A 19,700-nucleotide genomic window follows, 5' to 3' on the forward strand; every position below is an offset into this window, starting at 1 on the left:
GCGGCCGGACGGGTTTGCTTTGCCCACTACAACAATAAAACGGGTATTCCATATGACATCGCTAAACGTGATAACACCGTTACACATGGCGCGGACCATCGGTCTGTGTTTCCTCGTCGCCCTAATGGAAGGCCTGGACCTGCAAGCCTCGGGGATCGCCGCCCAAGGTATGGCGGCGGCTTTCCAACTGGATAAATTACACATGGGCTGGGTCTTCAGCGCCGGCATTTTCGGCTTGCTGCCCGGTGCCTTCCTAGGCGGCTTGCTGGCTGATCGTATCGGCCGTAAACGTGTATTGATGGCGTCGGTAGCCCTGTTCGGATTGTTCTCGCTGGTCACGACCATGGCCTGGGACTTCAACAGCCTGCTGGTCGCCCGTTGCCTGACGGGTGTGGGATTGGGCGCTGCTTTGCCCAATTTGATCGCCCTTAGCAGCGAAGTGGCTGGCCCACGCCTGCGTGGCACCGCCGTGAGCCTGATGTATTGCGGTGTGCCGCTGGGTGCTGCGCTGGCGGCCTGCATTGGCATCGCCGATCTGACCGGTGGCTGGCAGGTGGTGTTCTACGTCGGCGGCGTCGTACCTCTGTTGATCTTGCCGATGCTGGGGCTTTACCTGCCGGAGTCGGCGCTGTTTCGCAGCATCAAGGACACGGCGCCCGTCAGTGTGGTCCAGGGTCTGTTCCGCGATGGCGCAGCGCTGCCAACGGCAATGATCTGGGTCAGCTACTTCTTTACCCTGATGGTGATTTACATCCTGATCAACTGGCTGCCCAGCTTGCTTATCGGTCAGGGTTTCAGCGGTCGCCAGGCCAGTTGGGTGATGCTGGCGCTGCAAATTGGCGCAGCGATCGGCACCTTGCTGCTGGGCTGGGTCATGGACCGCTTGCCGGCCTGGGCGCTGTCGGCGCTGATCTATCTCGGCATTCTCGCTTCGCTGACCGCCCTGGGTCTGGCCAGTCAGCTGCAGAGCATGCTGGTGGCCGGGTTCGTTGCCGGCTTTTTCGCCACGGGCGGGCAATGCGTGCTGTATGCCCTGGCACCGCATTTCTATCGTCCGTCCGTGCGTGCGACAGGTGTCGGCTGCGCGGTCGCCATCGGCCGATTGGGCGCCATGAGCGGCCCGTTGGTGGCCGGCAAGATGCTCGCCTTGGGCACCGGCACCACCGGGGTGATGCTGGCCTCGGCACCGGGGATTGTCATAGCGGCGCTGGCGATGTTTTACCTGTCAGTGCGGCGCAACGGCTCGCAAGCCGACTGACTTTCTACCCGTTACACCCCGCGTCGCGATGGGCGCGGGCTTATTCCAACAACAATAAAAGTGAACACTGCCATGCTCAGGAATTCTCTTGGGGCGCTCAGCGCCTGCGCCTGCGTTTTATCCCTTGGTCAGGCTTGCGCCAGCGGTTTTGTCGACGACAGCCACGCCGATCTGGTGATGCGCAACTATTACTTTGACCGCAATTACGTGAATGCCACGCCTCAGGCCGCCGCCCGCGAATGGGCGCAGGGCTTCATTCTCAATGTGCGTTCCGGTTTTACGGAAGGGCCGGTGGGGTTCGGCCTTGATGCTCAAGGTTTGCTGGGTGTGCGCCTGGATTCCTCACGCGCTCGCACCGGTACCGGCCTGCTACCGTTTAGCGGCACCACCCGTGAGCCAGCCGATGAATATTCGGAGCTGGGCCTGACGGCCAAAGTCAGGGCGTCGAAAAGCGAGCTGCAATTGGGCACCATCAGCACGTTCCTTCCGATCGCTTTCGCCAGCCCTACTCGCCTACTGCCACAGACGTTTCGCGGCGCGTACCTTAAGTCCCAGGAAATCGACAAGCTGACCCTGCACGTCGGCTGGCTCGACCGCATCAACCTACGTGACTCCACCGACTACCAGAAAATGTCGGTGGCCTCGCCCAACGGGCGCTTCAAGGGTGCGGCTGAGTCCGACCGCTTTTCATTCCTCGGAGGCGACTACGCCTGGTCACCGCAACTGACGCTGAAGTACTACCACGCAGAACTCGCGGACCTGTACCGCAAGGACTTCTATGGCTTTGTCGACAATCGGCCGATGGGCCCCGGCAGCCTGAAAAGCGACTTCCGCCTGTTTGTCACGGGTGAGGACGGCGCGGCCAAAGCAGGCACAGTGGACAACCGCAACGCCGCCCTGATGCTGACGTACAGCCTGGGAGCCCACAAATTCGGCGCCGGCTACATGCAACTGAGCGGCAAGACAGGCATGCCGTACCTGTTCGGCACCGAGCCGTTGGTGATCACCGAGGGCTCCCTGAGCTCCGACTTTCTGAATCCCAAGGAGCGCAGCTGGCAGGTGCGCTATGACTACAACTTTGTCGCCCTGGGTCTGCCCGGACTCAATGGCGTGCTGCGCTACGTTAGCGGCGATAATATCGAGTTGCCCAAGTTGGGCGGCAGCAACCTGAAAGAAAGCGAAAAGGACATCGAACTGAACTATGTGCTTCAGGGCACGCCTCTCAAAGGCCTGGCCCTGCGGGTGCGCAACGCCTGGTACCGCAACGACTTCAGCGCCCAGGCCAGCCATCGGGATGACAATGAGCTGCGGGTGAATGTCGATTACACATGGAAGTTATGGTGAGTTCCCGCCGGTTCCCGGGTGAGGCGCCAATACTTGCATCACGAAGATGCGCGTACACCGTCACTGGATCAAGCCGCCTCCATAGGCCAGATTCATGGTTTGCAGGTAGCGCCAAGCGCTTGCTGCAGGTCGATTTCGGCTCGTCGTGACCGGCAGAAATCGGCCAAAAGCAGTCGGTCAATTTTCGCTCTGAAACCTCATGCGCTTACGAGGCAGCAGCCCAATAGCAGTCAGTAGCGCGTTCAGAAGAAGATTTATTGTTCGTCGTAAAATCCCGCTCCTTTGTACATGGCGGTCTCAGGTGTTTCACCAGCAACGGCACGAATGGTATGGAGCACCAACATGGCTGCCGGGGACAATGTGCGTCCGCTCAAATGTACGATGCCTATGTCAGTAAACAGCGATTCGGTTTCGGGAAAAGACAAGTGAACCAGGACTCCTGCCGACAGGTCTCGCTGCACTGCGGCGTGTGTGGCCCCCAGAATCAAGTCGTCGTTAATCGCGAGGTCTTTCAGCACAGAGAGGTTGTCGCATTTCAGTGCTACCGGCAGCGACTGATCGGGAGCCAATTCAAGCACCCGTCTAAGTTGAACCTGCGCCCCATTGGGGAATGAACTCAAGGCAAAGCCATAGGACAAGCCAGCGCCAATGCACCCAGCTCTTCTTACCGCTCCGTTCCGTCACCGGGGCAATGCCTGAGTATTTTTGCACGTTGACTGGTTTCTCGGCTCTTCTGACAGATGGGTTGCGGTCCGTCTCTGCTAGCGCATGGACCATATCAACGAGCAGTGCTTACCTCGACCACTCGACAATGGATTGCCGGTGGTGGACAGGGACAAAATCAAGCTCAAGGTGCGATTGCCAATGGCGAATAGTGCCAAGGCCGCCTATGGAGGTTGGTATTCCTATTCCCCTCATTGTGAGCCAAAAGGAGGGCGCCTCAACACCTTGCCATCTCGCACCTCGAGAATCTGGTCTGCAATGTGAATCATGGCAGGGCGATGGGACACCGCGATCACGGTGATGCCGGGAGTCAGATTCTTTAGCAACTGGCATATCTCGGCCTCCGATTCCGGATCGAGCGCGCTGGTGGCTTCGTCGAGGATCAGAAGCCTGGGACGATGGGCCAGGGCGCGCGCGATGACGATACGTTGCCTTTGACCTCCGGAAAGTTTGGCACCGCGCTCGCCTACGATCGATTGCAGCCCGCCAGGACACTCCTGCAAAAACTGCCATGCACCGGCCTGACGGAGCGCGCGCTCTGCGTCGGCGGCATTCAAGGCCCTGTCTCCCAACGTGACGTTCGCCAGGATGCTATCGTGCAGCAGTAAGGTTTCCTGCGTGACGTAGCCGATCATGCGGCGCCACGCCCTCCTGTCTAGATCATGCAAGTCACATCCGTCTACCTTGATGCTTCCGGACTGTGGTGCGAGCAGTGAACAGATCAAGTCGAGGACGGTCGTCTTGCCAGCACCGGAGGGACCTATCATGGTGGTGAAAGAACCGACCGGAAAACTCATCGACACGTCGTCAAGAACCTGCCGCCCCCCGTAGCCGAAGTTGATATTTTCGAAACTAATATGCCGATTCAAGGCAGGAGCGCAGGTCCCCCCAACAGGCTCGGCATCGGCAACAGCGTTCTCGATCGACTCATTAATGGCCCAGTAGGCGCTCTCTTGCGCGACCATCCGGTGATAGCGCTGCTGCGCCTTGTGCAGCAGCCCCAACATGCGCACTACCACGAATACAAGCACCATCACCGAAGACAGTGGCAGTCCGCCGATGACAAGCCCCGCGTAGAGGCCCGCCGCAGCAAAGATCGCAAGCATAGGTTCCTGCAAGGCCCTCAGCGTTTCGCGGCTCATCACTTCACGCTCTAACGCTGCATTAAGCTCGCTGGCATGACGACGCAATAAAGAATCGGCGATGTCATCTCGGGCCATGGCTTTGAGCGGTTTCACCGAAGCAAGCGTGTCCGTCAGGTAGACCAGCAGCTCGCGCATTAGTCGGGTCTGGCTTTTACCCACGCGTCGCGATGTCTTCACCAGTCCTCGCACGGCCACCAGCAGAACAAAGCCGATCATCAGCGATAGAATCGCCGCCTGCCAGGAGACAAATAGCGCAATGATTGCATAGGCCGCTGCCTGAATACTCAGCGCCAGCATATTGGCCGCGTGCTCATAGGCGGTGGAAGCGCGGTAGGCTTCGGTTGCCACGGCATTGGCCAGTGCCCCGGCCGGTTGGCGTAGATAATATTCCCACCGGCTGCCCAGTGACGCTTTGATAAGGTCAATACGCAGGTCGGTTGCCACATGCGCCACGGTGTAGCCGACCTGTCGATTGCCCAGGAGAATCAGCAGGTTGCTCAGCGTCATACCCACGACAATAATCACTAGCATGTTCGGGATCGAGGGTTCCAGGCCTATCGTGTCCATTATCCTGAAGACCTGCAGCGCCAGCTTTGAATGGGGCTGGTCTTCAAGCACGGCCGATATCAGGGGAAGCATCGTGCTCAGGCTGATGCTTTCAACCACCCCTGCCAACAGCAGACTCAGCAGCATCAGGACAGTGCGGCCCGGATAGGAGCGGCCGAAGGCAAAAATAATCCGCATGAGTGTCGTTCACTATGACGTAGGTAAAGATTAACTCACCAACAGCTCGCGACACTCATCCAGCGCCCACTGTGACGAGGCCCATCGGGCCACGCAATGAAGCGAAGGCCTCGATGATCTGGTCTATTTGTTCAGATGTATGAGCCGCACTGACGCTGCAACGCACCAGGGTAACGGCGCCGGGTGTCGCGGGAGGAAGGACCAGATTGACATAGACGCCCTTCTCTATCAGCGCCCGCCAGACGGCCAGGCCCTCGTGAGGCGACTTCAGCATGACGGCAATCACCGGACTGGCTTGCGGCCCCAACTGGTAGCCTGACTCTGACAGACCTTGATAAAGCCGCCGGGCGTTCGACCACAGCTGACGCCGCAACTCCGGGCGTTTCTTGATGGCTGCCAGCGCCGACCTTACCGAGGCTATCGCCGAGGGGGCTGGTGAAGCAGTAAAAATATAAGGTCTGCTGGCGTAGCGAAGCAGGTCCATTTGCGCGTCGTGACAGGCGGCAAATCCGCCGACGGCGCCCAGGCTCTTGCTGAACGTGCCCAACAGAATGTCCACCTCCGAGTCCACGCCCAGCTCCTCGGCCAGCCCTCGCCCGTTGGCCCCCAGGACACCAAAGGAATGCGCCTCGTCAACCAACAGGTAACCTCCGAGACGGCGCTTGACCTCGACTATTTCTCTGAGCGGAGCCTGGTCACCCAGCATGCTGTAGATCCCTTCCACCAGAATAATCGCTTCCCGCGCGCGGTCGCCGAGCCGGACCATGCGCCGTTCCAGATCAGCGACATCGTTATGGCGAAAACGGATGATCTCTGCCCCTCCCAGCTTGCAAGCGTCGTAGATGCTCGCGTGGCAGTCCGCGTCAAGCAGCACCACCTCGCGCGCACCCGCCAGCGTTCCGATGACACCCAGATTGGCGACATACCCGGTCGAGAACACAATGACAGAACGCCGCCCCAGAAAATCAACCAGTTCGTCCTCCAGCGCGCTGTGCCCGGCGTAACTGCCGTTGGCCATGCGAGAGCCGGTGGTGCCGGTTCCTTCAAGCTCCAGTGAGCGCTGCGCCGCCTTGATGCTATCGGGGTCGAAAGTCAGCCCGAGATAATTATTGGTGCCGGCCAGAATGACCCTTTGTCCATGAATACTGCCCTCAGTCGGGGAATACATCTCGTCGATGCGAATTCCAAAAGGATGCAGTTGTGAATCCGAGAGACTGGCGCGCTCGGTTGCCAGCTTGTCGAATTTGTCAAACAGTCCCATCGGCATGCTCCACCAGGTTAAGAATGGCGTGAGACAACTGCGCAGGCGTGCGCACATCCATCAAAATATTGAGATGGATCGAGATGTCGAATTCGTCTTCCAGTTCCATCAGCATGTCCATCACCTTTATCGACTCCATCCCCAGGTCCTGGGCCAGGTCGGTATTCGGGTTGATTGGCGTTCCTGGTGGTGCGAGCCGCCCGATGAGTAACATCACCCTTTCGAGTATCGTTTCTTGTGTGATCATCATGGGTCTCCTTGAGTTCAGTGGCTCTTTGCCCGCTCAGAACAGGTGATTGCGCAACGCTTGCCGTAAGAGAATCCGGGGCTCCCAGCCCAATGTCGCGCTGATGCGGGTATTGCTGCAGGTCCAGTCAGGGTGCATCAGCTCATTGACTTTGCCGGGGGTCAGCATGGGTGCACGCCGGGTGAAAAGCGACAGCACCAGATTCGCTTGTGCGATCCCTTTCAATACCGCGGCAGGCATTACCGCTTGCCGTACCGGTGCATTGCGGATGTCGGAGGCGATGCTGGCCAGGCTTGCCCAGTTGTACCCCTGCGCCTGGCCGTCACACAACTCAAAGGTCTGCGATTGCACGACAGGTGCATCCAGCCACTGCATGACGGCACTGACCAGATCGTCCACATGGAGAAAGCTCAGCAGTGAATCGCCTTGACCAAGGGTCACCAGCCAGCCGCGCAGAAGCCATTCGAACACCGGACGCAACTCGCGGTCGCCCGGCCCATACACGGCGGTCGGCCTGAAAATACAGACGGGGATCGCCCCCGCAACGGCCCTGACCTGCCGTTCGCCTTCGAACTTGGAAGCGGCGTACCAGGACAACGTCGGATGCCTGGCCGCAAGGGACGAGATCAGCAAAAAACGCTCGCAACTGCCGCCAAGCCGCGCCGCCTCCATCAAGCGCTTGCTGCCCTGCACATTGACCGCATCGAAATCTCGGGCGTCCCTGCCCCTGACCTTGCCTGCGCAGTGAATGACGGCATCCGCCCCCTTGGTGAGCTCGGCGAGGGCATGTTCATCTTCCAGTGTTCCCTTGATCCACTTTGTTCCATCCTCTGCCGTCCCGCTCCTGGAGCGAGCCAAGGCACGGACCTCCACGCCACGGGCGACGAGTCGTTCGCGTAGGACACTGCCGATGAAGCCAGTCGCGCCAGTGAGCGAAACAACGCGAGCGCTCACGTCTCCTCCAGTGCTGGATAAGGAAGATCGGTGTTCGCCTGGGCCATGAATCGTTCTAGTGCTTCGGCACGGGAAGGCTTGCCAGAGGAGGTTCGAGGCAGCGAGTGAGGAGGTACAAGGTGTACGTCAGCAGCGAGACCGAATTCACTGAGGATCTTCGCGACCAGGGTACGGACCAGGTGCTCGCGACTTTCCGGCTCACGGATACGGCATTGAATCTGGACCACTACTTTTGGCACATCATCGCCGGGAACGACAAATACGATGGCATCGCCGGGCCTCAGTTCGGGTTCGGTCTCCACCAGATATTCAATATCCTGCGGCCAGATGTTTCGACCGCGGACGATGAGCAAATCCTTGCGCCGACCGGTGATATGGAGTTCACCTCGTGACCGATAGCCCAGGTCACCGGTGTCCAGCCAGTCATCTTTCAAGGCTGCCTGGGTGCTCTGCGGGTCATTGAAATAACCTGACATTACGCTGGGCCCCTGCACGAATATCTGCCCTACCTCACGCTCCGCAACCACAAGCCCCGCAGCGTTGCGGATTTCGACGCGATGGCCGGGCAACGGTGCGCCACAATTGGTAAAGGCACAGCTTCCCGGATCATCGGCGGCGCACTTCTGCGCCCTGAGCTGATACTCCAATACCTGGCGATCGACATGATCCACCAACACCCCGCGGCGGGCGAAGCTGACGGCAAGTGTGCTTTCCGCCAGACCGTAGCAAGGCATGAATGAGGCCGGATCGAATCCGGTGTCGAGAAAGCAATCCGCGAAACGGCTCAACACCGATGCACGAATGGGCTCGGCGCCGATCCCCGCGACACGCCAGCAGGAGAGATCCAGCGTCGCTTTTTCCTGGGCCCGGACTCGCCGGGTACAAAGGTCATAGCCAAACGGCGGAGATACCGAAACAGTCACCCGATTCTGGCTGATAAGCTTGAGCCATTGCCCGGGCCGAGTGGCGAAATCCCGGGTGTGCAAGTAGTCGACAGTCAGTTGCGCCGCCATGGGCGCGAGGACAAAACCCACCAGCCCCATGTCATGGTAAAAAGGCAACCAGGAGGCGCACCGGTCCCCCGGGCGAACGCCGACCCCGTCCAAGACAATGCCTCTGACGTTGGCCATCACCGCGCGCTGGGTAATGATCACGCCACGAGGAAAGCGGGTACTGCCAGAAGTGTATTGCAAATAGGCGATGTCCTCCGCAAAGACGGTGGGAAGGGTCTGCACCGCGGGCAATTCGCCCAATTGCTCAACGGTTCCTACGAATACCTGCCGGGTGTCCTCCAGCGCTTCGCGGATATAGGGAAGCCATTCCTCCAGCCCTAAAACGGCCGCCGGGGCGCAATTGGCGAACAGCTTTTTCAACTTGTCCACGTAGGAACGATGGCTTCCCAGGCTGGAAGGAAGCAGAAGAGGAACGGCGATCAGGCCGGCGTATTGGCAGGCGAAAAAGGACTCGACAAAGCTTGGGTGCGTATCGGCGATGAGCGCGACCCGGTCGCCTTTCTTCAACTTGAGCCCAAGTAGCCGCTGAGCAATCGCGACAGCATTACTTCTGAGCGTCGCGTATTCAACCGAGGTACTCAAGTGGCAATGCCGGTCGTAGAAGTTCATGCCAGTCTGACCCGAAGCGGCATAATCGAGTGCTTCAACTAGCGTCGAAAAGTCGGCTAGACGTTGGGCGAATATCTGATTTGTGATGGTCGCAGACATAAAAAAACCCATCCATTTAGCCCATGTAAGGATAAGTCAAATAGCGGGTTGATCAGCGGCGCCAGTAAAGAACGTGCCGTTTTACTGCCCTCAAATCCGTTTCATGGAGTCCAGGCCCCAAGGATATCCGGCTCGGCCTTTTCAATTAATTACAAAGCCTAACGCAATACTAATCGGCATCTGGGTGATCGCAAATTTTTTCCCGGGTGAGCGACGACTGGCGATTATCGAATGTAGCAATTGCACTTCCTTCTCAAACGCAACATTTGTCGCAAAGTGCCCGGTTTATCCAGGGCACTGGACCATTGTTTGAAGCACCCCCTGCCCTGCTCCAATACTTCAGCTACGCTCTCTCAGGTACTGAAAAAGAGATGCTAGTTCAACTGCTACGGACTTTTGTGGCCAACGATGATCGATAACAAGTTACCAATCATTACTCGACCCGTCCTCACACGTTTGGATCTCAAGAGGTTCATCAGTTTCCCCGGCACCCTGTATCGCAACGATCCTTGCTGGATCGAGCCGATCCATTACGAGCGCCATGAACTCCTTTCTGAAAAGAATCCCGCCTCCCCCCATCTGACATGGCAGGCGTGGCTGGCCTGGTCGGGAACTGAAGTCGTGGGGCGTATCACCGCACAGATCGACAACCTTCACCGGGAATTGCACGGCCATGATTCGGGTCACTTCGGGATGCTTGAAGCCGTGGACGACCCCGCCGTATTCGACAGCCTGTTCGCGGCTGCAGAGGCCTGGTTGCGTGAACATGGCGCTGCACGCATCACAGGCCCCTTCAACCTGACCATCAACCAGGAAAGCGGGCTGCTGGTGGAGGGGTTCGATCGTCCCCCGTCCGCCATGATGGGACACGGACAGCGCTATTATGACCAAAGGCTCGCCGCCCTGGGCTACCGGCAAGCCAAGGATCTGCTCGCCTACTGGATGCGCACCGACCAATTGCACTTCCCACCGGCCTTGTCGGCGATGATGGCGCGTGAGCGAAAACGCGTTGTGATCAGGCCCCTGGACACCCGTCAGTTCCGGCGGGACATGCGAATCCTGCGAGAAATATTCAATGATGCCTGGAGTCGCAACTGGGGCTTCGTACCCTTCACCGAATCCGAATTTTTCGAGCTTGGCAGCCAATTGAGGCTGTTGGTCCCCAAAGACCTGTTGTACATCGCCGAAGTCGACGGCGAACCCTGCGCGTTTATCGTGGCCATACCTAACATCAACGAGGCGATCGCTTCCCTCAATGGGCACTTGCTGCCCTTTGGCTGGCTGCGGCTGCTGTGGCGGCTGTATGTCAAGGGCACGCGGACTGCACGCGTGCCGTTGATGGGCGTCAAGCAGCATTACCAACTCAGCCGATTGGGACCCACACTCGCCTTGTTATTGATCGAAGCGCTCAAGCCGCCCTTCGTCAAGCGCGGCATAGAAGCCCTGGAAATGTCCTGGATCCTGGAATCGAATGGGGTCATGCGCAAGATCCTCGACCAGATCGGTGCCACTTCCTACAAGCGCTACCGGATTTATGAAAAGCGAATCTGAGGCTAGGCAGTTCACCGCTTTGGTCCTGGCTGCTGACAGAGGCTCGGTCGATCCCGTTGCCGCCATGGCCGGGACATGCTGCAAGGCATTGGTGCCCGTGGCTGGGGTACCCATGGTCCGTCACGTAGTCGAGGCACTGGAGGCCAGTGAACGGATTGACCGAATCGTACTCGTGGGCCCTGCGCGAAATTTACTTGCGCAAGACGCTTCAATGACGCAACTGCTGGACACCGCAAGAGTCGGTTGGCTGGAACCCGCCAGCTCCCCAAGTGCCAGCGCGGCGCAGGCGTTGGCAGGTCAACCCGCAGACACGCCGGTGTTGGTGACTACAGCGGATCATGCGCTGCTCCGCCGGGAGATAATCGACTATTTTCTTCAGCAAGCGACTTCAAGCGGCCATGACTTTGTGGTCGCGGTGACACCGCTGGACACGGTTTTGGCTCGTTTTCCAGGAACCCGTCGCACCGGCATTCGACTACGCGGCGGCCCGTATTGCGGCAGCAACCTGTTCGCCTTCATGACCGAGGATGCTCGACGCCTCGCCAGCTTTTGGCAAAGGGTCGAACAGGATCGCAAGCATCCCAGGCGGGTCATCGCTGGCGCCCTGGGCTTTGAGGGAGCACTGCGATACTTGTTGGGGCGGTTAACCCTGGAACAGGCGCTGCAACAGCTCTCCGGCAGGTTGGGGGTAAGTATCGGCGCGGTGATCATGCCCTTTGCGGAGGCCGCTATCGATGTCGATTCGCCGCTGGATTATCAAATGGTGGAGAGGTTTCATGCCCAGAGAAATCAATCGATACCGAGCGATACCTGATGGATCCGGACGGCAGAAATGCCCGATCGCCCGAGTGCAGTGCTGGCATGGCGAAAGGTCAGGGACCGGGATATGTTCCTGATCGAACGCTACGTGATCGCCGAAATCCGGCGGCCGGTGGTGGTGATGGTCAGCATCCTGGTGTTCATCTTTGCCAGCTATTCAGCAGAGCGGTATCTCTCTGACGCAGTCGAGGGCACTCTCGCTTTGCAGGCAGTACTGGAGATGGTGTTCTACAAGGTACTGATTGCCCTCGAAATGCTGGTACCGGTGGCTTTATACGCCTCGGTAACGCTTGCGGTTGGACGCCTGTGCCATGATTCCGAAGTCATTGCGATAGCGGCCTCGGGTGCAAGCCCGCTGCGGATCTATCGGGCTGTCCTGCTGCTGGCAATTCCAATCTCGCTGGCGGTGGCAATGCTTTCGCTCTACGGGCGCCCCTGGGCTTATACGCAGGCCTATGTACTGGAACAGCAATCCCGAACAGATCTGGACGTCAATCATCTGCAAGCGCAGCGGTTCAACCTGAACAACGAAAACGGCAGGATGATTCTGGCAGAACGGATCGACCGGACTGATGGCCGGCTCCACGATGTGCTGATCTATGATCCGGGTGACTCAAGATCCCGTGTGTTTCGCGCCGAGCAAGCCCGCATCCTGGATCCAGATCCAGGCGATCCGATCGTGGAGCTGACGCAAGGCCATTCCTATTTGCTCAAGCACAGTGCTTCACGGGACATTTGGGAAAAGTTTGAGCATATGCGGCTGCACTTGCTACCCATCGAACGGGCCGCCGAGGGTAAGCGCAAGGCGGCTTCCAACGAAATGCTGAAGGCTTCCAGCGCGCCTCTGGACAAGGCCGAATTGCAGTGGCGCCAGACGCGGGGCGTAAGCGCGACGGTACTTGCATTGCTCGCCATTCCGTTGAGCCGCACCCGGCCCAGGCAGGGACGATTCGCTACCCTGCTGCCCGTGACCGCCGTCTTCGCCTTGATCTACTACGCCGCGGACATTTGCAAGACGATGGTGGGCAACAACACCCTGCCCTTGTATCCGGGTTTGTGGACAGTGCCGCTGCTGATGAGCCTGGCCCTGCTGATTTTCCTGGCGCGCGATCTGGCAAACTTTCGGTTCGGCTACCGATGAAAATCCTCGACCGCTACATTACCCGTCATGTGTTCTTCGGCTTCGCGGCGGCGGCGGCGCTTCTGCTACCGCTGTTCACCACCCTCGACCTGGTGGGTGAACTTGACGACGTAACGCCTGGCGGGTACCGGTTGAGCCAGGCCATCGAAGTCGTATTCATGACGCTGCCACGCCGTGTTGTCGAGCTTGGACCCTTTATTGCCCTGCTGGGTGGCATTGCTGCGCTGGGTCAACTGTCAGCCACCCGGGAACTGACGGTCATGCGCGCCACCGGGCTGTCGATTGCCCGGATCGGGTTCACGGCGACGCTGGCCGGGCTCGCGCTGGCGCTGGCATGGGCGGCGCTGGATGAATGGGTGGCCTCTCCCCTCCAGCAAAATGGCCTGGAACTGCGCAACGAGGCAATGGCCGCCGGCGCGCAGTCCAGCAACGATCAAGGGAGTGTATGGGCTCGACAGGACGATCAGATCGTACGTATTGGCAATCTTCAGCACAAACGGTTGCCGGTGAATATCGAGATCTTCAGGTTCGACAATGACCGTTCACTGGTTTCCTACATCTTTGCAGAGACGGCGGACATACAGGACGCAGGCCAATGGCGTTTGAACAATGTCCAGGTGAAACAGTGGGACCAGGGCGCTGAAACTACGCAGCAACTCGATCATATGCCTTGGCACTCGATTTTTGGCGGAGCACGATTGGGCGACATCACGCTGCCGACCGAAAGCCTGTCTGCCCGCCAGCTCTACCGTTACATCGCGTACCTCAAAGGCTCGGGCCAGCCCTCGGCACAATACGAAATGGCGATGTGGCAAAAGCTCGGGCGACCGATCCTGACCCTGGCGATGATCCTGTTCGCCATCCCGTTTGCCTTTGCACAACCGCGCTCGCCCAACCTGGGGGCGCGGTTGGCATTGGGTGCGCTCGTCGGGTTGATGGTCTATGTAAGTAATCAGATCATCGTAAACCTCGGTCTACTGCTAAAGATGAACATCCTGATTACTACTTTGGGGCCTGCACTGGTCTTGCTCGCAGTGGCTATTGTGATGGTGGGACATCTGGACCGGGGCAGTCGTTGAAACCGGTCATGCTATTCAATGGACAGGGCGTTGCCGCCCGCTCCTTCAATCAATGTTATTCGGCGCAGGCGGAACAATGAAGACTCCTGTATACCTGATCTGTAGTAGCCCGGTGCGGCTGTGGGGCCTGACGTCCAGGGAGCGAGTGGGCCGTATGCTCGCAAAGCTTCCCAACGCCCATCTCTGCAATGCAGACGATCCGTTGCCGGCACAAGGTGAAGTCGTCCTGCTGCGCGAGGATTACCTTTACGATGACCGCGTGCTCCGGGGGCTGATGGCAACGCCTGAGGTCGCTCTACAGGATCCGCGGACCGGTACCATCGTCGCAGCCCATGCCAGTGTCGACCGCCTCGCACACCTGCCCAGCCTGGAAAGTGACGCCGTAGCCGGATTACGCAAAGTGGTTCCCGGAGCCGTGGCCACCGCGATGCAGACACAACTGCGTAAATTTGATCCGCCATGGGTCGCGCAAATCACTGCCGCTAATCAGGCGCATCTTGAGAAGTCTCTGTTCAACGGATCCTACAAAGGCGTCACCGACTTCATCACTCGAGCGATCTGGCCTGTCCCGGCTCGCTGGGCCACCGTCTGGTGCGTACAGCTGGGGCTCAGTCCCAATCAGGTCACGGCAGCCAGCTATGTCCTGGCCATCCTGGCAGGCATTCTGTTCTGGCACGGGCATTTTGGCGCGGGCCTGGTCGCCGGCTGGCTGATGACGTTTCTGGATACGGTGGATGGCAAGCTGGCACGCGTCACCGTGACCTCCACTCGTTTCGGAAACATTTTCGACCATGGCCTAGACCTGATTCACCCACCGCTCTGGTATATCGCGTGGGGAATGGGCTATGAGGCAACTTGGGACTCGGATATCCCCCTCAGCCCAGTGCTCTGGGCCATTTTCCTGGGCTATGTCGCAGGTCGGCTGTGCGAATTTGCGTTCAGGTTCGCCGCGCCTTTTTCGCTGTTTCTCTGGCGCCCCTTCGACTCACTCAACAGGCTGGTGACCGCGCGGCGCAATCCCAATTTGCTCATATTGACCTGCTTATGGGCGGTGGATGCCCATGACACGGGGTTGATCTGGGTGGCCGTCTGGACCTGCGTCTCGACCCTGGTGCTGGGGGTTCGCACGATGTCCGCCATTGTCTTGAAGCACCGAGGTCACCCGCCACAGTCCTGGCTTAGCCGAATCGACATGGCCGCCGAAAGCGACCGTTTGATCGTGCGGATGTTCGCGCCTCGCTCGGGCCTCAATGATGCATGACGCCTGCCCGCGGCCACAAAAAATCGGAATCTTGCTAAACCCTTGCAGCGGAACCATTCGACGAGCCTTGCCCAAGTTCCGCCAGCTCGCTCGCAACGTACCCGGCGCGGCTGTCCTGGAAGGGACCACCCCTTTGGAGATCGCCCACGCCGTGCGCCACTTCCAGCTCAGGGAAAGTGACCTGCTAGTCATCCTGGGTGGCGACGGAACCCTGCAAGCCGCCATCTCCATTTTGCTGAGCCGCGATCCCGCAAGCCTACCCACCGTTCTAGTTGTTCCGGGGGGCACCACTAACATGAGCGCGACCGATCTGGGCGCGCGCCTGAGCGTCGAACAGGCCTTGAGGAGCTTCTCCGCTTGGCTCGCCGGGAATGCCGTCACGCCGAAATTAGTATCGCGCGCGGCGCTTCGGGTTGATGGCCCGCTGCACCACGGGCCGCGATTCGGGATGTTCTTTGGCATTGGCGCTGTTGTGAACGGGGTGCGCTACTACCATCGAACGCTGCGGCCCAAACGCGTACCCGGGGCGCTGGGACCGTCGCTGGCCTTCGGCCGAATGCTGCTTTCAGCGCTGCACAACTTGCCGCACGATCTGTTCCGGGCATTGCCTGCTCGCCTGGGCACCCAACATGGTGTCTGGGAAGGCGACTGGCTGGTGGTGTTTGCCACCACCCTGAACAGGCTCCTGGCTGGGAGCAGACCTTATTGGGGCACCGAACAGGAGCCCATTCATCTGACCGCCATCGCGCATCGGCCCAAACGACTGGCCCTCATCCTGCCGTTCCTGCTCTGCGGGCGGGCCATCTCGATGATCAAAGAGCAGGATGGTTACTTCAGTCACAATTTCACCCGGATGGATCTCGGTGGTGCTGACGAGTACGTGCTGGACGGTGAAATTTTTGCAGCACAAGGCACGATCACGTTAGGCGCCACGGACCCGATCCGCTTCATGACCTTTTAGGACAATTGAGATCGATGCGACCTTCTGATTCCATGCCGCCCCCCGCGGACCTGCTTGAACAGGTCAGGGAGCAATGCACGCAACCGATGCCCGGCGAGCTGAATGGGATTGTCCAGGCATTGCACACACGCCTGGGCGATGCATTGGTGGCGCTGCTGGTCTACGGTTCATGCCTGCGCAACGGCGATCTCACCGATGGCATGGTCGACTTTTATGCGTTGGTCGATAGCTACGCTCACGCTCATCACAAGCGCTTTCAGCAGCTCGCCAACGCATGGCTTCCGCCTACCGTGATCCTCGTCAGGGTTCCTGCGCCCGATGGACAAATACTCCATGCCAAATGCGCCATCCTCTCGCTGCAGGACTTCGAGGCGGGTACCGGTTCGTGGTTTCAAAGCTACCTCTGGGCCCGTTTCGCCCAGCCGTGCCGGCTCGTTTATTTCAAGGACGAGGAGGCGCACAAGCGAATCCATTTCGCACTAGCTCAAGCCGTGATGACGCTGATGGGTCGCTGCGTCGCCAATCTACCGGATCGATTCGACAGCTTTACACTATGGGAAAGAGCACTGTCGCTGACCTACGGAGCCGAGCTGCGTCCCGAGTCAGCCGATCGCCCCGGGCAACTCGTCAGGCATGACAAAGCCTATTATTCGCGCATTACCCGAGCCGCCGCGCCTGCTGTGAAGCACATGGCAGCCTGCGCGGGCGAAGAGAATTGTTATCGCAACCTTTGCCCGCCCGCAACGCGCCGAGGTAACGAACGACAGTGGAGACTCAGGCGAATCCAGGGAAGAACCTTGAACGTAGCGCGATTGGTCAAATCTTTTTTCACCTTCGAAAACGGCGTCGACTATCTCATCTGGAAGCTCGAGCGCCACTTGGGTGAGCCCATCGTGGTGACCCATCGATTGCGCCGTTTCCCGTTGGTCTTTGGATGGCCATTGCTCTGGCGCCTGTTAAAAAGCCGCCGGCTACGCTGATGACGTTGCTCCTCGCCAACGCGAACAACAGAGGCAACCCATGAATAGAGGCAAAGATCGACCAGCAAAGCGTAAGCATCGCCCTAGCGTGGCGCTCGGCTTGTGGATCATCAAGCGTCTTGAAAAGGCCATCCTGCGATATTCCACAGTGGGCGACAGCCCTTTCTTCGAGCCCCGACAGTTTGCGTGGGTTGCCGAACTGGAAGCGAACTGGCCGAGCATTCTCAAGGAACTTGAAGCCGTCCTCCATGACCGCGACCGGCTGCCCAACTTTCAAGACATCTCCAAAGATCAGCGCAACATTACCCAGGACGACAAGTGGAAAACTTTTTTCCTCTTCGGCTATGGTTACAAAATGGATAAGAACTGTGCCCGGTGCCCTGACACCATGAGAGTGGTAGAAGCCATACCGGGCATGTTTACCGCGCTCTTTTCGATCCTGGCCCCAGGCATACATATCCCCCTCCATCGAGGCCCTTACAACGGGCTTTTGCGCGTGCATCTAGGGCTCGTGGTGCCTGAACCTGAAGAGAGATGTCGAATTCAGGTCGGCGATCAAATCCGCCATTGGGAAAGCGGCAAATGCCTGATATTCGACGACACATACCGGCATCAAGTGTGGAACGATACGACGGGCACCCGGGTGGTTTTGTTTCTTGACGTCGAACGACCGCTCAACCGACGGGGCAGACTGCTCAATAGATTCGTGCTTCGTCTGATTCGCTGGTCGCCATTCATTCAGGACGCGCGCCGCAACCATCGCGCCTGGGAGCGTGGTCTTGAACCATAGCGGCGCCAACGGACGAAAAATGAAGCGCAGAGCCCTGTCGGGTATAGAGGATTTCCAGCAACGATGACCAGTCTTCTGCATATTTCCGATACGCATTTCGGCACAGAACAGCCCCCCGTCATGCAAGCTTTCGAAACGCACGTCAAGGCTCATGGCGCCGATCTAGTACTTTTTACAGGGGACATCACGCAACGCGCCAGACGTGAGCAGTTCGCCTCGGCGCAGGCATTCATCAAGCGCATCAAGGACTGCGGAGTACCGCAAGTCCTGACGATACCCGGCAACCACGATATCCCCATGTACAACCTGCTCGCGCGCATATTTTCACCCTACGGGAATTATCGCAGGTACATCGACAGCAATCTCGCACCCATTTTCGAGAATGACGATGCTTTGATCATCGGTTTGAATACAACGCACCCTACACGCCGCAAAGCAGGCAAGGTCACTGCCCGGCAAGTCGAGGAAGTGGCTGAGCGGCTACAAAAGTGCGATCCGCAAAAGCTGCGCATCGTCGTCGCTCATCAACCGTTCGGCTCAATCGTCGCGTCCGACCGACGCAATCTGCAGATCGGTGCAAGGGCTGCACTGGAACGCTGGGCCTCGTCAGGGCTGGATTTGGTGATGGGGGGGCACATACATCTTCCCTATGTGCTGGCACTCAGCACGCAATATGCCGGACTGTCCAAGGAAATCTGGGGTGTGCAGGCGGGAACGACCCTCTCGTCACGTATACGCGGCAATTCCCCCAATTCGTTCAATCGACTTTATCTGGACAAACGAACAAGGCAAGTCGCTATCGAGCGCTGGGAGTATTCTGACTCCCGCGCTGCCTTTGAGCGCAGCGCCGAATTCCATTGTGACTGTTTGCTGTCTGCGTCGCCACGTCAGGACCGTGGTTTCTCGCCCTGAGCAAGGGAGAGTTCCGTGCCAGGCTCGCGGTCTGCCCAAGACTTGACCAGTTCCTGCGCTGCCCTAAGGTCGGCAGGATAGTCCAACTCCACCCAGCCCAACCCTTCGATTGACTTCGCGAAAACCTGTCCAGTAGTCCCTGCAAGGTAATCGATGATGCTCAAGTACCACATTTGCAAGGCTTCAGGGCGGCGCATGCTTTCTTCCAGCGCACTTCGAAACAGCGGTCCTCCCCCTGTCTGAAAATGCATCATGCCAATAGACTCCCCGTCGACAAAATCGAGCGGAATCAGTTTACTGATGGCGCTAATTCGATCACCGATGAGTTGGACTTTCATATCGTCGCTGTCATAAGCCAGTTTCCTGTCGACCGCGAGTGTTATCGCCCTGGCAGGAGCATCAAGTAGTCGCTCCAGGACTGGCTGGTCGAATAACGTATCGCCATTTAGCAGGATGAAATCGTCATGCATGATGTGGCGAGCCATCCAACAACTGGCCAGATTATCGGCAACCTCAAAGAACGGGTTGTAAATCGTAGAAATGACGCCTGGCCCGTAACGGTCGTTCAACACCCGTTCGACCTGCTCTGCACCATAGCCGATCACAGCGGTGATCCGGCTTATCCCGGCGGCCATTAGTGCATCAATCTGCCATTCTATAACCCGCTGGCCACCGACCTCGATCAGGCACTTGGGGGTGTTCGTCGTATAGGGAAGAAGCCGTCGTCCTTGCCCGGCGCTCAATAGGATTGCAGTTGTACGAGTGCGTTGTTCGAATAGACCCATTTCTACCGGGCTCCTGTTTAAGGA

Annotated in this window: 18 protein-coding genes; 11 read left to right on the forward strand and 7 right to left on the reverse strand. The window is 58.6% G+C overall.

Annotated elements, in window-relative coordinates; genetic code table 11:
* Window positions 1-52: 52 nt before the first annotated feature.
* Together mhpT and ACA052_RS17865 are read left to right on the forward strand one after the other, a co-directional pair.
* Window positions 53-1,258 (forward strand): 3-(3-hydroxy-phenyl)propionate transporter MhpT, encoded by a 1,206-nt coding sequence (mhpT, locus tag ACA052_RS17860; protein WP_497646071.1) that lies wholly within the window; start codon window positions 53-55, stop codon window positions 1,256-1,258.
* A gap of 72 nt (window positions 1,259-1,330) precedes the next feature.
* Complete coding sequence (locus tag ACA052_RS17865; RefSeq protein WP_497646072.1) at window positions 1,331-2,602, forward strand: OprD family porin; 1,272 nt, start codon at window positions 1,331-1,333, stop codon at window positions 2,600-2,602.
* Window positions 2,603-2,856: 254 nt separating this feature from the next.
* Here ACA052_RS17865 and ACA052_RS17870 read toward each other — a convergent pair whose 3' ends face one another.
* The 6 genes from ACA052_RS17870 to ACA052_RS17895 form a co-directional block, all read right to left on the reverse strand.
* Window positions 2,857-3,240: a type 2 periplasmic-binding domain-containing protein gene (locus tag ACA052_RS17870; RefSeq protein WP_497650416.1), complete on the reverse strand. Its 384-nt coding sequence runs from the start codon at window positions 3,238-3,240 to the stop codon at window positions 2,857-2,859.
* A 276-nt stretch (window positions 3,241-3,516) separates the two neighbouring features.
* Window positions 3,517-5,214: an ABC transporter ATP-binding protein gene (locus ACA052_RS17875; RefSeq protein WP_497646073.1), complete on the reverse strand. Its 1,698-nt coding sequence runs from the start codon at window positions 5,212-5,214 to the stop codon at window positions 3,517-3,519.
* A 55-nt stretch (window positions 5,215-5,269) separates the two neighbouring features.
* Complete coding sequence (gene spt / locus ACA052_RS17880; RefSeq protein ID WP_497646074.1) at window positions 5,270-6,475, reverse strand: serine palmitoyltransferase; 1,206 nt, start codon at window positions 6,473-6,475, stop codon at window positions 5,270-5,272.
* Window positions 6,462-6,725, reverse strand: coding sequence for an acyl carrier protein (locus tag ACA052_RS17885; RefSeq protein ID WP_497646075.1), 264 nt, complete (start codon window positions 6,723-6,725; stop codon window positions 6,462-6,464). The genes spt and ACA052_RS17885 overlap by 14 nt, the downstream gene beginning before the upstream one ends.
* A gap of 33 nt (window positions 6,726-6,758) precedes the next feature.
* Window positions 6,759-7,676 carry an NAD-dependent epimerase/dehydratase family protein gene (locus ACA052_RS17890; RefSeq protein WP_497646076.1) on the reverse strand — a complete coding sequence of 306 codons (918 nt, stop codon included), beginning with the start codon at window positions 7,674-7,676 and terminating at the stop codon, window positions 6,759-6,761.
* Window positions 7,673-9,397: a fatty acyl-AMP ligase gene (locus ACA052_RS17895; RefSeq protein WP_497646077.1), complete on the reverse strand. Its 1,725-nt coding sequence runs from the start codon at window positions 9,395-9,397 to the stop codon at window positions 7,673-7,675. Before ACA052_RS17895 ends, ACA052_RS17890 begins: the two co-directional genes overlap by 4 nt.
* A 408-nt stretch (window positions 9,398-9,805) precedes the next feature.
* Between ACA052_RS17895 and ACA052_RS17900 the strand changes: the two genes are divergently transcribed.
* From ACA052_RS17900 to ACA052_RS17940, 9 genes are all read left to right on the forward strand, one after another.
* Window positions 9,806-10,948, forward strand: coding sequence for an N-acetyltransferase (locus ACA052_RS17900; RefSeq protein WP_497646078.1), 1,143 nt, complete (start codon window positions 9,806-9,808; stop codon window positions 10,946-10,948).
* Window positions 10,932-11,762 (forward strand): nucleotidyltransferase family protein, encoded by an 831-nt coding sequence (locus ACA052_RS17905; RefSeq protein ID WP_497646079.1) that lies wholly within the window; start codon window positions 10,932-10,934, stop codon window positions 11,760-11,762. The genes ACA052_RS17900 and ACA052_RS17905 overlap by 17 nt, the downstream gene beginning before the upstream one ends.
* A 72-nt stretch (window positions 11,763-11,834) precedes the next feature.
* Window positions 11,835-12,908 (forward strand): LPS export ABC transporter permease LptF, encoded by a 1,074-nt coding sequence (gene lptF, locus ACA052_RS17910; protein ID WP_497646080.1) that lies wholly within the window; start codon window positions 11,835-11,837, stop codon window positions 12,906-12,908.
* The gene (gene lptG / locus ACA052_RS17915) at window positions 12,905-13,987 is read left to right on the forward strand and encodes an LPS export ABC transporter permease LptG (RefSeq protein ID WP_214383395.1); all 1,083 of its coding nucleotides are present in this window, start codon (window positions 12,905-12,907) and stop codon (window positions 13,985-13,987) included. Before lptF ends, lptG begins: the two co-directional genes overlap by 4 nt.
* A 154-nt stretch (window positions 13,988-14,141) precedes the next feature.
* Window positions 14,142-15,248 (forward strand): CDP-alcohol phosphatidyltransferase family protein, encoded by a 1,107-nt coding sequence (locus tag ACA052_RS17920; protein WP_497646081.1) that lies wholly within the window; start codon window positions 14,142-14,144, stop codon window positions 15,246-15,248.
* Window positions 15,241-16,209 (forward strand): diacylglycerol/lipid kinase family protein, encoded by a 969-nt coding sequence (locus ACA052_RS17925; protein ID WP_497650351.1) that lies wholly within the window; start codon window positions 15,241-15,243, stop codon window positions 16,207-16,209. The genes ACA052_RS17920 and ACA052_RS17925 overlap by 8 nt, the downstream gene beginning before the upstream one ends.
* 14 nt (window positions 16,210-16,223) lie before the next feature.
* Window positions 16,224-17,189, forward strand: coding sequence for a hypothetical protein (locus ACA052_RS17930; protein ID WP_497646082.1), 966 nt, complete (start codon window positions 16,224-16,226; stop codon window positions 17,187-17,189).
* Between the two features lie 40 nt (window positions 17,190-17,229).
* A complete protein-coding gene (locus ACA052_RS17935) occupies window positions 17,230-17,979 on the forward strand; it encodes an aspartyl/asparaginyl beta-hydroxylase domain-containing protein (protein WP_497646083.1) in 750 nt (249 codons plus the stop codon).
* A gap of 63 nt (window positions 17,980-18,042) precedes the next feature.
* A complete protein-coding gene (locus ACA052_RS17940) occupies window positions 18,043-18,891 on the forward strand; it encodes a metallophosphoesterase family protein (RefSeq protein ID WP_497646084.1) in 849 nt (282 codons plus the stop codon).
* Here the strand turns inward: ACA052_RS17940 and ACA052_RS17945 are convergent.
* Window positions 18,867-19,676: a phosphocholine cytidylyltransferase family protein gene (locus tag ACA052_RS17945; RefSeq protein ID WP_497646085.1), complete on the reverse strand. Its 810-nt coding sequence runs from the start codon at window positions 19,674-19,676 to the stop codon at window positions 18,867-18,869. The genes ACA052_RS17940 and ACA052_RS17945 overlap by 25 nt on opposite strands.
* Window positions 19,677-19,700 lie beyond the last annotated feature (24 nt).

It is taken from the genome of Pseudomonas sp. LBUM1644, from assembly GCF_059716195.1.